Annotated in this window: 12 protein-coding genes; 9 read left to right on the top strand and 3 right to left on the bottom strand. The window is 54.1% G+C overall.

Annotation, left to right across the window (positions count from 1 at the left end; all coding sequences use genetic code 11):
• The first annotated feature begins 28 nt into the window (after positions 1 to 28).
• Genes porL through porN form a run of 3 tightly spaced genes read left to right on the top strand, consistent with a single transcriptional unit; the run spans position 29 to position 3,508 of the window.
• The gene (gene porL / locus WX88_RS08870) at positions 29 to 835 is read left to right on the top strand and encodes a type IX secretion system motor protein PorL/GldL (protein ID WP_046243991.1); all 807 of its coding nucleotides are present in this window, start codon (positions 29 to 31) and stop codon (positions 833 to 835) included.
• A 56-nt stretch (positions 836 to 891) separates the two neighbouring features.
• Positions 892 to 2,469: a type IX secretion system motor protein PorM/GldM gene (gene porM / locus WX88_RS08865; protein WP_046243990.1), complete on the top strand. Its 1,578-nt coding sequence runs from the start codon at positions 892 to 894 to the stop codon at positions 2,467 to 2,469.
• Positions 2,470 to 2,527: 58 nt separating this feature from the next.
• Entirely contained in the window at positions 2,528 to 3,508 is a 981-nt protein-coding gene (gene porN, locus WX88_RS08860; RefSeq protein WP_052732508.1) for a type IX secretion system ring subunit PorN/GldN, read from the top strand.
• A 94-nt stretch (positions 3,509 to 3,602) separates the two neighbouring features.
• On the opposite strand, the gene uvrC is transcribed toward porN, so the two are convergent.
• From uvrC to porW, 3 genes are all read right to left on the bottom strand, one after another.
• Entirely contained in the window at positions 3,603 to 5,438 is a 1,836-nt protein-coding gene (gene uvrC, locus WX88_RS08855) for an excinuclease ABC subunit UvrC (RefSeq protein WP_046243988.1), read from the bottom strand.
• A 212-nt stretch (positions 5,439 to 5,650) separates the two neighbouring features.
• Entirely contained in the window at positions 5,651 to 7,990 is a 2,340-nt protein-coding gene (locus WX88_RS08850) for a penicillin-binding protein 1A (protein WP_231590661.1), read from the bottom strand.
• An 84-nt stretch (positions 7,991 to 8,074) separates the two neighbouring features.
• On the bottom strand, positions 8,075 to 11,224 hold the full coding sequence (gene porW, locus WX88_RS08845; RefSeq protein ID WP_156176026.1) for a type IX secretion system periplasmic lipoprotein PorW/SprE: 3,150 nt from the start codon (positions 11,222 to 11,224) through the stop codon (positions 8,075 to 8,077).
• A 167-nt stretch (positions 11,225 to 11,391) separates the two neighbouring features.
• Between porW and WX88_RS28685 the strand changes: the two genes are divergently transcribed.
• From WX88_RS28685 to atpH, 6 genes are all read left to right on the top strand, one after another.
• On the top strand, positions 11,392 to 11,628 hold the full coding sequence (locus WX88_RS28685) for an AtpZ/AtpI family protein (RefSeq protein ID WP_046243986.1): 237 nt from the start codon (positions 11,392 to 11,394) through the stop codon (positions 11,626 to 11,628).
• A 41-nt stretch (positions 11,629 to 11,669) separates the two neighbouring features.
• Positions 11,670 to 12,074 (top strand): hypothetical protein, encoded by a 405-nt coding sequence (locus WX88_RS08835; RefSeq protein WP_156176025.1) that lies wholly within the window; start codon positions 11,670 to 11,672, stop codon positions 12,072 to 12,074.
• A gap of 39 nt (positions 12,075 to 12,113) precedes the next feature.
• Positions 12,114 to 13,175: a F0F1 ATP synthase subunit A gene (atpB, locus tag WX88_RS08830; RefSeq protein WP_046243984.1), complete on the top strand. Its 1,062-nt coding sequence runs from the start codon at positions 12,114 to 12,116 to the stop codon at positions 13,173 to 13,175.
• A 121-nt stretch (positions 13,176 to 13,296) separates the two neighbouring features.
• On the top strand, positions 13,297 to 13,572 hold the full coding sequence (gene atpE, locus WX88_RS08825; protein WP_046243983.1) for an ATP synthase F0 subunit C: 276 nt from the start codon (positions 13,297 to 13,299) through the stop codon (positions 13,570 to 13,572).
• 151 nt (positions 13,573 to 13,723) lie between these two features.
• Entirely contained in the window at positions 13,724 to 14,221 is a 498-nt protein-coding gene (gene atpF / locus WX88_RS08820) for a F0F1 ATP synthase subunit B (protein WP_046243982.1), read from the top strand.
• Positions 14,222 to 14,316: 95 nt separating this feature from the next.
• Positions 14,317 to 14,877 carry an ATP synthase F1 subunit delta gene (gene atpH / locus WX88_RS08815; protein ID WP_046243981.1) on the top strand — a complete coding sequence of 187 codons (561 nt, stop codon included), beginning with the start codon at positions 14,317 to 14,319 and terminating at the stop codon, positions 14,875 to 14,877.

The raw sequence follows: 14,877 nt of genomic DNA, 5'->3' as shown, positions 1-14,877 counted from the left end.
TTCAACCCTTCTCAACAGTTAAATTCTCATGGCAGCTAAAGGAAGTTTTCTATATGATACGGTGATGCCCAAAATTTATGGCATCGGTGCAGCCGTTGTTATTGTTGGTGCATTGTTCAAAATTGAGCACTGGGCCGGTGCCGACACTATGCTTGTTGTAGGCTTGCTTACGGAAGCCGTTATCTTCTTTTTAAGTGCATTCCAGCCACAGGCTCACGAGCCCGACTGGTCATTAGTTTACCCCGAATTGAATGAGGGATATGACCCTTCAACTGGTAAAAAGCAGCCTGCTGATAATAACGCCAAAGGCTTGACTATGAAGCTGGATGACATGCTGAAGAATGCTAATGTCACCCCCGAAGCTCTCACTAGCCTAGGTCAGGGTTTGAACCGCCTCAGCACTACGACTTCGCAATTATCGCAGCTTGGTGAGGCTACCAATGTGACCGACGAGTACACGAAGAAAGTACGCTCGGCTGCTGACTCACTTGACAAAATCAATGTGGCTTATGGCAATACGGTGGAAGCTATTAGCGCAATGTCGAATGCGACTTCGGATGCCAAGGAATACCACATGCAAGTTCAGAATGTGACCAAGAACTTGGGCGCTCTAAATGCTGTTTACGAAATGGAATTGCAGGATGCCAACACGCACCTGAAGTCCATGAATCAATTCTACGGAACGCTCAGCCACGCTATGGAGAACATGACGCAAGCTGGCAAAGACACTGAGCAGTTCCAGAAGCAAGTAGCTGACCTGACGAGTAATCTGACTTCGCTCAACCGTGTGTATGGTAATATGCTGAACGCCATGCGGGCTCCTGCGCAGGCATAATTACCATTACTCAAGCGGCAATTCAGTCTTCATCCAATTATTAGAGGAAACAGATAATGGCAGGCGGAAAAGAAACCCCGCGGCAGAAGATGATTGGCATGATGTACCTCGTGCTAACGGCTCTTCTGGCGCTCCAAGTGAACTCAGCAATTTTGCTGAAGTTCAAGTTTATCGACGACAGCTTGCTGAGCGTCAATGATAAGACTTCTTTAGCGGCAGATGGTACTGTAAAGGGCATTCAGGCAGCGGTTGTAAAAAACCAAAACCAGGCTCGTGACCAAGCCGTGTTGAAGCAGAGCGAAGAGATTCGTCAGAAAACCAAAGACATCGTAGCTTATCTACGTGACGTGCGTGAGCAGTTGTTGAAGGCTACGGAAAACACTGGTCCTGAAATTAAGAATATGAGCGGTGAGGATAAAGTGGCTATCACAATGCTTGGCGGTAAGCGGAATGGTATTGCTTACACCTCGCTCAAGCCCAAACTGAACGAGTATGCACAGTACATGAAGCAGTTCGTGCCGGACGCCACTCCCCTTGCACTCGACGGTAAAGAAGATAAGCGAGTAACCAAAGACCAAAGCGACAAAAACTTCGCGGAGTTGAACTTTGAAAATACTCCCGTAGTAGCAGCCTTAGCAACTATCTCTCAGAAAGAGACTGAGATTTTGGAGTTGGAATCAGCTGCTCTGCAGAAGCAAGCAGAAAAAGTAGGTGCCAAAACCATTGTGTTCGACAAAATAGGTGCTTTTGCCAGTGCTGAGTCTAATACGGTAGCAGCTGGTACAAAATACAAGGCCGAGCTTTTTCTCACAGCATCGGCTTCAAGCCTCAGTCCACGGATGACCTTAAATGGCTCGCCAATCTCAGTCGGTCCTGATGGTCATGGTAAAATTGAGTTTACGGCACGTCCTGGCAACTTTGACAAGGATGGTAACGCCAAAGGTTCTTGGACTGGAACTATCCGCTTCAACCAGAACGGCCGGGACACCACTTTCACGAAGAAAGTTGAATACACTATTACCAAACCGGTAATGCAGATTCAGTCGGCTTCGGTGCAAGCATTGTATTTCAAGTGCGGTAATAAGCTGACGGTATCAGTACCCGCCTTGGGTGCTCAGTACAAGCCTGGTTTCTCGGCTTCCGGGGCATCGGTTATGTCGGGTGAGAAGGTTGGTGATGTAACGTTGGTGCCTAACTCCAAAGAAGTAACCTTGAGCGTAAGTAGCGGTGGAAATGCCATTGGCTCGCAAACCTTCCAAGTGCGTCCCATTCCCAAGCCTACAATCGAAGCATTTGCTGGTGGTCGTCCGGTTAATGATAAGCAGGGCACTCCTGGCACTGCCGTTCGGTCGTTTAGCCTGAAGGCTATCCCTGATGCTGGTTTTGCTACTTTTCTCCCCGATGATGCTCGTTTCCGCGTTTCGCGTTACGAGGTGACGTTGGTGCGCGGGAAGCGTCCGGCTATTCCAACTAAAACCGTCTCGGGCCCACAGGCTGACTTGAGCGATGTAGTAAATGCCTATCGCGAAGGTGACCGTCTGTATGTTGAAGTAAAGGACGTGCAACGCCAAAACTTCCAGGGTAACATTGAGCCCGTTAACGTATCACGCACTTTCAATATTCCCTTGCTATAATAATAGTGGCGTTGCCACGTTAGCGAATTATCCTGAAGCTAATTTTCTTTTGCTCGTTATGAAATCCATTCACACGTTGGCCGCCATAGCGGCGGGCTTGTCGCTATCGCTGACGGCTACGGCCCAAGAGCAAGCCACTACGGCGAGCAGCACGGGCTCACACCGACCGATTCCGCCTTCCGACCAAATGTTCCGCAAGAGCATCTGGCGGCAAGTGGATTTGCGCGAGAAGCAGAACAAGCCAATGTTCTCGGAAGGCAAGGAAATTAGCCGCATTATCATTGATGCGGTGAAGCGCGGCGAGCTGCAGGCTTACAAGAACGATTCGCTTACTTCTACCTTCAACGCGCAAGAAGTGTCGAGCAACATGTCGTATGCTGATGCTGAAATTAAGCTGACGGACGAAGAAAAAGCAGCTGGTTTCAGCGAGAGCGACTTGGGCGGCGGAAGCGACGACGGCTGGGGTACTCCCGCTCCCAAAAAGGGTAAAACGGCTGCTAAAACAGTACGTCAGCCCAAATTGGGCGCCAATGGTAAGCCGCTGAAAGACAAGAAAGGCAAGACCGTCTACGAAACAATAGCAGTAGCACCCCCGCCCCCCCCGAAGCCGGCAGCCAACGAATACCGTCCCAAAGACTTATATGAAATGGAATTGAAGGAGGATATGATTTTCGACAAAAAGCGGTCGAGGATGTATCATGATATCAAGTCTATTACCCTGCTGGTTCCTTCAACACTACCTTCGAACGTATCGGGTATTGAGAAGCCGATTGGGACCTTCAAGTACAGCGACCTGGTAAAAGTGTTCCGCAACAATCCGCAGAATGCTATCTGGTTCAACGCGGAGAATGATGCGCAGCATAAGAACCTGGCTGATGCCTTCGAACTTTGGCTGTTCAACTCTTATATCACCAAAGTATCAAACGCCGGTGACAGCCGTCTGGATGATATCTACGGTGGTGCTCAACAAGGTATCCTAGCTGCTCAGCAGACTGCTGCTGACTTGGTAGAGTATGAGTATAACCTGTGGAGCTTCTAAAGACCGCACGTTTAACGGACTGAAACGGACCTTTGTGATTTAGCCCGTTATGAGAATGAAAAGCCCCGACCTGTTTATGGTCGGGGCTTTTTGTTTATGTTTGGGTGGTCGGTTGAAGTGTGGGCGCAGCAGGGGCTTCGTTTTCGGCAAAGTAGTTTTGCAGGACTTTGGCTTTAGCTTTGCCCACTTCTGCTATTAGCTCGGCCTTGGTGAGTTCGCGGATTTTCTTGACTGACTTGAACTTGTTCAGGAGCTTTTCGGCGGTGATAGGACCAAGGCCTTTGACGTCGGTGAGTTCCGTTTTGAGGGTGGCGGCGTCGCGGCGGGAGCGGTGAAAGGTGATACCGAAGCGGTGGACTTCGTCGCGCATGCGTTGGAAGAGACGCAGGGACTCGCTCTTCTTATCGATGTATAGGGGAAGCGGGTCGTTAGGAACGTAGATTTCTTCGAGGCGCTTGGCGATGCCGATGACTGGAATCTGGCCCCAAAGGTTGAGGTCTTTCAGGGCCTTGACTGCCATGCTGAGCTGGCCTTTACCACCATCGACAATGACGAGCTGGGGCAGGCTGGCGCCTTCGTCTACGAGGCGACGGTAACGGCGCGACACGACTTCATACATAGAGTCGAAGTCGTTAGGACCGACTACGGTCTTGATGTGATAGTGGCGGTAGTCCTTTTTGCTGGGCTTGGCGTTGCGAAAGCACACCATGGCAGCCACGGGATTGTCGCCTTGGAAGTTGGAGTTGTCGAAGCACTCGATGTGTTTGGGAAGCTCGGTGAGGCGTAGGTCCTTCTTGATGGTTTCCATGATGCGCACCTCGTTGAGGTCTTTGCTGCGGTCGTTCATGCTTTCCTTCTCCTTGCGAGCGTAGAGCACGTTTTTGAGGGCCAGCTCCAGCAGCTTGCGCTTATCACCAATTTGGGGGACGGCGACGGTGACGCCGGGTAGCGGCAGCTCTACTGCTACGTTGGTGAGGATTTCGCGGGATTCGCTTTCGAAATCCTGACGCATCTGCATGATGAGCGGGGCCAGGATTTCGGCGTCCTCTTCGTCCAGTTTCTTCTGCACTTCCAACGACTGAGTGAGGATGATCGAGCCGTTCATCACCTTCAAGTAGGTAATGAAGCCTGATTTCTCGTTGCTGGCGATGGCAAAGACGTCAATATTGGTGAGGGCGGCGTTGACGATGGTGCTCTTGGCCTGAAACGCTTCCAGCTTGTCGAGCTTCATCTTGAACTGATGGGCCCGCTCATATTGCATCTCCTGAGCAGCGGCGGCCATCTGGTCGCGGAAATACTGCTTGGGCACGCGCAAGTCGCCGTTGAGGATTTGGCGGATTTGCTGGATGTAGCCGTTATAGGTAGCCTCTTCTTCGCGGGCGATGCAGGGGGCATTGCAGTTGCCGATTTGCAATTCCAAGCAGGCTTTGAACTTGCCTGCTTCGACGTTTTGCGGGCTCAGGTTGTAGTTGCAGGTGCGCAACGGGTACAGCGCCCGGATAAGCTCCAGCAGCACGTTCAGGGCCGTGCCATTGGCGTAAGGGCCGTAGTAGCGCGAGCCGTCGTTGGTCTTATTACGGGTGGGGATGAGGCGGGGAAACCGCTCGTTGGTGAGGCAGAGGTAGGGGTAAGTCTTGCCGTCCTTCAGTAGGATATTGTACTTGGGCTGGTGCTGCTTGATGAGGTTGTTTTCGAGCAGGAAGGCATCAGATTCCGAATCCACGATGGTAAATTCAATGCGCCTGATGTTGCGGACCAGTTGTTGGGTTTTCTTGTTGTGGTCCTGCTTGGTGAAATAGCTGCTCACGCGCTTGCGCAGGTCAATGGCCTTGCCCACGTAGATAATGCCCTCGTCGTCGAAGTATTTGTACACGCCCGGCTTGTGAGGCAGCTGGCGGATTTGGTCTTGGAGGAAGTCTTTGGCAGCCATGAGAGGGCAAAAAAGAACGATAGAACGCTTACGCAAACCGAGCGGACGCGGTGAGTAGTAACACGGATTCAGGAAGGATGGTTGGTGGTAAGCTGCCTAAAATGAACTCGGCCTATCAACTTGCGCAACTCAATAGGTCGAGTCAGGAAAGTCGATAGGCCGAGTCGGGCCGGACATCGATATGTTCCGCCCCAGGCATTACTATATCCGCTCTAAATATCCTGGTCGTCCAGGTCCTCCGGCCCGGCCGGTGCCATCTTTTGGTCGTTGGGGATGGTGTCGCGCTGCCCACCGTAGTACTTCGAGCAGTCAATTTCGATAGAGAGTGGCGTCGCGGGTTTGGGGAAAGGCTCGGTGCTGATACCGATGCTCTTATCCTTATACACCTTCTGCATGAAGAGGCCGTAGAGCGGGAGCGCTAGGCGGGCACCCTGGCCATAGGTACCACTGCGAAAGTGAATGCTGCGGTCCTCGCCACCAATCCACATGCCGCACACGAGGTCCGGGGTGATGCCCATGAACCAGGCGTCGGAGTAGTTGGAGGTAGTACCGGTTTTGGCCCCGATTTCATAGGGAAACTTGAAGCCGGTGTGCAAAATGGTGCTGGTGCCGCCGGGCTCGGTGGTGCTGGCTTGCAACATGTACGTCATGAGGTAAGCGGTTTCCTCACTGAGGACTTCCTTGGTTTGGGGCACGAATTCGCGGAGCACGTTGCCGTTTTTGTCCTCAATGCGGGTCACCATGATAGGAGAGGTCCAGATACCCTTGTTCACGAATGTGGCATAAGCGCCACAAAGCTCGAAAATGCTACAGTCAGAAGAGCCGAATCCAATGGCCGGCACCGCTTCAATGGGCGAGGTGATGCCGAGACGCTTGGCGTAGCTGACAATGGTTTCGGGCGTGAGTTTCAGCACCAGCCAAGCCGTGATAGAGTTCATGGAGCGGGCCAGTGCTTGGCGCAGCGTGAACACGCGGCCCGAATAGCCTCCCTCGAAGTTCTTGGGCGTGTAAGGAGCCCGGCCGGCCACCGCCGGGAAAGTCGTGGCCACATCAGGGCGCGGATAGCAGGGGGAGTAGCCTTGGTCGATGGCCGCCGTATACACAATGGGCTTGAACGTAGAACCCGGCTGCCGCTTACCCTGCCGCACGTGGTCGAACTTGAAGAACTTGTAGTTCGGGCCACCAACCCAGGCTTTTATCTGACCATTGAGTGGGTTCATGGCCATAAAACCAGCTTGCAGATAGCGTTTGTAGTAAGCCAGCGAATCGAGCGGCGACATCAACATTTCCTTCTCGCCCTGCCACGTAAACACCGGCATTTTGTACTTCTTGCGCAGGTAGTAGTTCACCGAGTCGCGGTTGCCCTCGTACTGGTTCATCAGCGACTTGTAGCGCTGGGTGCGGCGCATGGCAATGTTCAGGAAGTTGGGGATGACCTTGCCATTCTCATCGCGCCAAGGCAGCTGGCCTTTCCAATGCGCGGTGAACCACTTCTGCTGCAACGCCAAGTGTTCGGCCACCGATTTCTCGGCGTACTCCTGCATCCGGGAATCAATGGTGGTGTAGATTTTCAGCCCGTCGGCATACAGGTCATGGTCGGTTTCCCTGGCCCAGGCCAGCAGCGACTTGGCCACCTCCGACCGGAAGTAGGGCGCCAGACCCTTGCTGGGATTCTCCACCGAATAGTGGAGTACAATTGGCTTGGCTGTATCAGCTGCGAGTTCCTCCATCGTGATGTAGTGCGATTTGGCCATTTGGCGCAGCACCCAGTTGCGCCGCCGACGGGAGCGGTCGGGGTGCACCACCGGGCTGAAGCGGCCCGGCGCGTTGACAATACCCACGAGAGTGGCTGCTTCGGGCGTACTCAGGTCTTTAGGCCGCTTGTTGAAGAAGGTTTTGGCGGCCGTATTAATGCCGAAGGAATTCGAGCCGTACTCCACTGTGTTGAGGTACATGCGCAGAATTTCGCGCTTGGTGTAGTTGCGCTCTAGGCGAATGGCCAGAATCCATTCCTTGGCTTTGGTGATGAGCAGGCCAAGCTTGCCGTTGCCGTTCAGCGCCCCGTCGTTGAGGTCGCCCCGGGTGCGGAACAGCACCTTGGCTACTTGCTGGGTAAGCGTCGAGCCGCCACCATTCCGGTTAAAAGTAGCCACGCCCACCACAGCCCGGAATACGCTCTTCATGTCGATGCCCGAGTGTTGCTCAAAGCGTACGTCTTCGGTAGCAATAAGAGCGTCAATCAGGTTTTGGGGCAGGTCCTTGAACTCAACGGGCGTGCGGTTCTCCCGGAAATATTTGCCGAGTAGTACCCCATCGGCCGAGTACACTTCGGAAGCCAACTCGGAGCGCGGGTTTTCCAGCGTCTTCAGGTTCGGCATGCGCCCAAACAAGTTCAAGAAGTTGGTGCTCACGGCGAGCACGAAGAAAGCCAGGCTCACCACGCCTATGCCAAATAGCAGCCACATGGTGCGGATAAACGCCGTAAACCGTCCCTTCCGTACTGGTTTCAGGGGCTGCGGTTTGGAACGGCGGGCGGGGGAGGAGGTTGGCATAAGTAGCAAAGACGGAATAATTAAGCAAAAATAAAGCCCCCGGCGCGGGCCGGAGGCTGTGAGCTACTTCCAACCCGCAAAAACTTATTTATAAACGCGCTGGTAAAAACTCAAATACCCGGCCAAATCTCCTGATGATTGCAGCAGGGCCAGGTTCTCTACACTAATAACCAGGGTTTGGTAACCCGCCCCGTGCAGCTTGGCAAGCGGCGACTGCGGCCCGCGCAGCTTGGTGGCGTAGCTCTGAGCCACTTTCGCGCCAGGTAGTACCCGCACCACAAAAAGGTCCTGGTCAGCACCGAGCGAAGGTGTCTCAATTTGCAAATTGCTAGCCCGGAAAAACCGGTTGTTGTAAGCACCCAACTGCGTCGCCAAATTGGTGGCCGCCGGCGAAGCTTTCGGAAAAACCAGTACCACCGCATGGGCCCCGCTCAATTGGGTAACGTAAGCGGTGGTCGGAGCCGAGGAAGCTGTGCTGGCTCCCGCCGTGGGCGCCGTTGAAGGAGCAGGAGCAGCGGGGGCCGGCGCGGTAGTTGGGTTCGTGCCGGGCGCAGCCGGAGGTACAGTTGCGGGAGTCGTCGCCGGAACCGCCGGGCTCGTTGTCGGCGTAGCCGGCGGAGTGGCGGCTGGTGGCGGCGTAGTAGCTGGCACCGTGCCTGCTGACGTGGCCTTGCCAGCTTTCGGGGCTGGTACCGGAACTGCCGTACCGGTGGGGGCGGCCGGGGTCGCGGCATCCGTTTTGGTTGTAGGCCCCGGTGCGGGTTTATCAGTTGCGGGAACTGTCGCGCCGGGATTAAGCGCAATGGCCGGCGTTTCATTCGCCTTGTAGAAAATGCGCATCCGGTTGTCGATTTCGCCGGGTCGGAACACTGAGACCACAGGCTTTTCAGTAGATGCCAGCGCCCCAGCTATCTGCCCGGCTCCTTGCTTGGAGTACGTTTGAGCCAGCTCCATGGCCTGGGGCACCAGTGGGCTTTCGGGGTAATCCTTATAGAACTTTTCGACCGACGAGCGCGCCGTCAGTGGGGGCTGGGTGCGAATGGTTAGCAAAGTCTTTAGGTAGGCTACCCGGTCGGTCAGGTCACTTTTCGGGTATTGCTTTTCGGTGCGGGCCAGCACGGCCGTTGCCTTACGGAATTCCTGATTTTTGTAGTGAGTGAAAGCCGAATCCACGCGGCTAGCCACGGCGTTGTGCAAAGCTAGTTCGTGCTCGCGATACAGCGGGTCGGCAATCAGCTTAGCGTAGATAGACTTCGGAAACTCGCGCTGCAACGCGGCCGCGTACTGGGCCATCTTGGCTGCGTCGGGCTTGTCTTTGTTGTACAGATAGAGCAGGTAGTACGCATCGGGCGCGTGCTCGCCTCGGGCATAGCGGGTCACCTGCTTTTCGTAAGTCTCAAAGCCTTTCTCCCGCTCTTTCAGCTGCTCTTTGTAGATGCCGGCCAGCTCATACAGTGCCGCTTCCACCTGCTTTTCCGAAGCGGCAAGCATCTCGGGGGTTAGAGGCAGGTCTTTGCGGTACTGAGCTACCAGGTTGTTTTTCTCTGCATTGGGGTCAACAGGAGCCGCGACGGAGTCTTTGCGGCCAGCGTTTGCCCGGGCATCACCATTGCCGGAAAGGGCCAGGGGTGCGTCGCCATTAGCCGGGGTATTGGGCGAAGCGCCGCTTTGGCTGGTGGTGCGCCAGTTGTCCTGGAGCGGCCGGTTTTTCCACTTCCGAATGAAGTCGGCTCGCGCCGTGCCCAGCGTGGCCGGGTTGTCGAAGTACCATTTTGCCCCCGCGGCCACAGCAGTTGGGTCAAATGCCATTGGGTCGGCAGCATCACTAGCTCCTGTGCCTGTGCCCGATAGGGAACTCAGCGAGTTGGACGCGCTGCTTGTGGTGCGGGAAGCAATTTCAGCCGCTTTATCATTGACTTTTTGCAGCGCGGCCTGCCGGGCAGCTTCCTTCTGCTTCGCAGCAATCTCGGCATCGGCGTACAGGTTGAGGCGCTGGTCCAGCACGTCTTTGTTCAAGCGGGCCAAGACTTGTAAGCTGTCCTGCGTTACGATGATGGTATACTGTTTGGCAAAATCCTTCAGCACATCACTACGTTCCTTGATGGCGGCGTAGGCTTTGGCCTCCTTGGGCAGGTTTTGGACTGTGCTGTCGTAGTAGGCGGCTGCGAGGGGGTACTTCTGCAGGTTTTCGTAATAGATACGACCGGCCATCAAGTAGGTGTAGCTCTTTTGCAACCGGTTGGTAGTGGTGGCTTTTATGGACTGGTTCAGCAATTGGAGCGCTTCAGGATATTTCTGCTGGCGGTAGTTCATCCGCGCCATTTCGTAGTACACCTTGTCGCGGTAGTCCTTGTTCTTGGAGTCCTTCAGCAGACCCGCGAAATACTTGTCCAGCCGCGCCCGGTTCCGCGTGTCCAGGTCAGAAACCTGCGCGAGCATCAGCTTGGAAAAAAAGTCCAGCTCATACGGCGGGTTACGGGCCAGGATGAGGTTGAGCTGCTCATACGCCTTCTTGGTCTCGCCGGCATCCTGGTACAACTGCGCCAGAATGTAGCGCGTCCGTGACCGTTCATTCTTAAACTCAATGAGCGGAATCGCTTTTTCCAACTGCGGAATGGCCTTGGCCGGCTCGTCGATACGGATGTAATAATCAGCCCGAGTCAGGAAGAGTTGGCGGGCATCCTTGGGCAGGCCGGTTTCCTTATCCAGTAAGTCCGAAACCGCCTTGGCATTTTCCATCTCACTCTTGGCCACGAAGGTGCGCATCAGGCCAATCAAAGCCTCATGTTTAGCATTAGCATCCTTGCTGGTCGAGTTGACGTACTTGAACGTCATCGCCGCATCGTCGAACTGCATCTGATAAAACCGGGCCCAGCCCACCAGAATGTAGGCGTCATCGGTCCAGTCGGAACCTGGCCGGTGCTGAATTGGCATCGACGCCTTCTTGATGATATCGTTCAACTCCGTACGGCTGGCGCGCACGGTCGTGCTGTCCAGCGTCGGGAACAATGGCAGCGTCTGGTTGTAGTCGTTGATGCGTCCGGTGTAGAGTTTATCTTCTGTCTCCAGCAGCTTCTGGCGAGCTAGAAAATAAGCATTGTCCCTGGCAGCCACGTTGTTAAAAGCGTGCGAGACCAGGTTTTTGTCCGAAGCGCAGCCCGCCGCGCCCAGCCCCAGAAGGAAGGTGAGCAGCGCGGCCCAGCGGTAGTTCAACAGATATTGTATCAAAGCCAAAGAGTGGAGTGAGGGCAATCAGTCGCCGAAGGAACGCATGACGCGACCCAAAATGTTCGCACGCGCCAGTTCCTTAACGAAGGCGGAGCAGTAAAATTACGTTTTTCCCGGGGCAAATGCTCCCCGGCCCACGTCGTAACTTTGTCTAGTTGCCTTTTCCTCCACTCATGCCCAGCCCACCCGAGTCTCCATCTACCGGTTCTAGCCGCGTTCGCGCTTTTGCCAAGTATTCCGGAATTGCTTTCCAGATGTTGGCCATTATTGGTCTCAGCACGTGGTTAGGTACTTGGCTCGACGCCTATTACCAGTTGCGCAATCCATGGTTGACTATTGGACTCATGTTACTGGGAGTTTTGGTTGCACTGTTGCAGGTCATCCGTAGCTTAACCAAGGAACCATCCTGACCGATGGATGTATACTTGTCGGTTTACGGTTTTGCTAGCTTATGATTCGATTTCTTCGTCAGTTTATTGCCTTTGCCACTGGGTTAGGACTACTAATTTACCTATTGCACCGGGTGTGTGGTCCAGCTTTGGTACATCCACGCACCGGCTTGCTGTTCGGGTTTATGGCCGGGCTCACATTGGTCACATACAGTCTGACAGCGCGGCTCGTCGCTCGCTCGCCCACCAATCTGGGCATTGGGCATTTGATTGGGATGACTCTGCGAATGCTAGCGTCACTGGCGCTGGTAACGGTGCATCTGGCCCGGGGTGGAGCCCACGAAGGACGGGGCACCTGGACCTTCCTGGGAGCCTTCTTCCTCCTGTACTTTTCGTGGGCCGGGTTTGAAATCTGGGCTAGTTTGAGTAACTTGCGGCCGATTTCGAGAAAGCAAGTAGCGCAATGATAATGCGTTAGCTCGAAACTTGCCACTAATCAACTTTGAATGAAGCGTTTACTCTCGATTCTTCTTTGCTTCGTATCCCTGTCCGTTTTTGCTAACGAACCTGCCAATGAGCCTTCCGAAGCTGAAGGCTTCAATCCTGGCGAAATGATTTTGGAGCACATTGGCGATTCTCATGAGTGGCATCTGGCCACCCTCGGCGCTGGTGAGCATGCCACTCATATCACCTTGCCGCTGCCCATTATTGCGTATCAGCCCGGCAAAGGCCTGAATGTATTTTCGGGCAGCCAGTTAGCTCACGGTCACAGCCACAACGGCCTGAAATTAGAAGAAGATAAGCTGGTGGCCGAAGATGGCAGCAAAGTGTACGACTTCTCCATTACGAAAAATACAGCCTCGCTGCTTTTCAGCGCCGCGCTGATGCTGTTGGTATTCACCGCCGTAGCCCGTGGCTACCAAAAGAACCAGGGCCGCGCTCCCAAAGGCCTGCAGTCTTTCTTCGAGCCCATCATCATCTTCATCCGCGACGAAATTGCCAAGAAGAATATCGGTCCGAAGTATGAGCGCTACATGCCGTATCTACTCACGGCCTTCTTCTTCATCTGGTTCAATAACTTACTGGGCCTGATGCCCGGCGCCGCCAACTTGAGCGGCAACATTGCCGTGACGCTGGTGCTTGCTGTACTTACCTTGATTATTACGCTGGCTTCTAGTAACAAAAACTACTGGGCTCACATCTTCGCGACCCCTGGTGTGCCGAAGCCGCTGCTGCCCATCATGATAGTGGTAGAATTCCTGGGTATTTTCACTAAGCCTTTCTCCTTGATGATTCGTCTGTTTGCCAACATCACGGCCGGGCATATCGTGGTGTTGAGCTTTATTAGCCTGGTATTCATTTTTAAGTCGTGGGCCGTTGCGCCGGTTACGCTGGCTTTTGGCTTGTTCATCAACATTCTTGAACTACTGGTAGCTATTCTGCAGGCCTTCATCTTCACCTTGCTTACCGCCATGTACATTGGAGGAGCAGTGGAAGAGCACCACGATGCTGACTATCAGATTGGCGGCGGCGACGGGGCTAATCAAGCCCACGCCCACGCTCATTAATTTGACTATTAAATAGGCAGGTTCCCGCCTGACCTACTGGCTTTTTCAGTCAGACCGCGGCACTCCCCCCCCCCGCTGCGGGCTTGGCTTATTTTTCTCTTTTTCCATTTTCTCTTTTTTTATGCTTCTTTCTTTGTTGTTGCAGGCTGTTGCTCAAATGGCAACTAACTACGGTCCTGGTTTGGCCGTGATGGGTGCCGGTATCGGTGCTGGTTTGGTTGCGCTGGGCGTAGGTCTCGGCATTGGTCGCATTGGCGGCAGCGCTATGGATGCTATCGGTCGTCAACCCGATGCTTCGGGTAAAATTCAGACGGCCATGATTATTGCTGCCGCTCTTATCGAGGGTCTGGGCCTGTTTGCGGTCGTGGTTTGCGTTCTTATCTGGACCAAGCTCTAAGATATTTTGCTGGGCCACCGCGCCCAGAAGTAGTTGGAAGCCCGCCGCCTGCAGCTGCCTCCGCAGTTGGCGCGGCGGGCTTACCTGCTCCTAATGCCTGTAGCTGCCTTAGTCGATTTCTATTCGACTGTTCCTTAATTATAACGTTCCTATGCCAGCTTTCTTAAACCCCGAACTCGGCCTGATTTTTTGGCAACTGGTTATTTTCCTGCTGGTGCTATTTCTGCTGGCAAAGTTTGCCTGGCGGCCGATCCTTCTTTCGCTCAAAGAGCGAGAAGACACCATCGATAATGCCCTGCGCATGGCCGATCAGGCCAAAATTGAAATGCAACAGCTGAAAGCTGGTAACGAGAAGTTGCTGGCTGATGCCCGCCACGAGCGCGACCGCATGATGCAGGAAGCCACGGTGATGGCCAACCAGCATCGTGAAGTTGAAAAAGCCCGTGCTACCGAAGAAGCCAACCGCATCATCGTGCAAGCTCGCGAAGCCATCCAACAAGAGAAGAACGCCGCACTGGCCGAAGTAAAAAACACCGCTGCCCAGCTCTCGCTCGACATTGCCGAGCGTATCCTGCGCCGCGAATTGAGCGACCCGGCCGCCCAAACGCAGCTGGTGGATTCCTATTTGAAAGACGTTAAGCTTAATTAGTTGCTCCTTGTTTGTTGTCGGCTGTTAGTTTATACTAATGCGTGACAACCAACTAGCCTGACAACAAATAACAAACAACCGACAACTACAACCATATGGCTGACCAACGAGTAGCGTCCCGCTACGCCAAGTCGCTCCTCGACTTGGGCAAGGAGATGGGCACGCTGGAAAGCGTAAAAGAGGACATGGACCTGCTGAGCAAGACCATGGCCGAGAGCCGTGAGCTGCGTCTGTTGCTGCGCAATCCTATTGTGAAGCACGACAAGAAGTTAGCTATTCTGAATGCCATTTTCAAGGGCAAAGTGTCCGATGTGACCATGCGCTTTTTCACTATTCTTACGGAGAAGAATCGGGAGGCGGCGCTGGAAAGCATGGGCACTGAGTTTCAGGTGCAGTATAACGCGATGCAGGGTATTCAGATGGCAGAAGTGACGTCAGCTGCCCCGCTTAATGCTATTTCACGTATCGAGATGCGGCGATTGGTAACCCAGCAAACGGGCCTAAGCGACGTGAAACTCACCGAAAAGGTGGACCCGGACCTCATCGGTGGCTTTGTGCTGCGAGTGGGCGACCAGCAAATTGACGATTCAGTGCGCACCAGCCTTCGGAAGATGCGCATCTCTTTGCAAGAAAATACTTACCAAAATAAACTATAA

The organism is Hymenobacter terrenus (assembly GCF_000972495.1).
In the GTDB taxonomy this organism is placed as follows: domain Bacteria; phylum Bacteroidota; class Bacteroidia; order Cytophagales; family Hymenobacteraceae; genus Hymenobacter; species Hymenobacter terrenus.
This window is presented reverse-complemented; position numbering and strand designations above follow the sequence as displayed.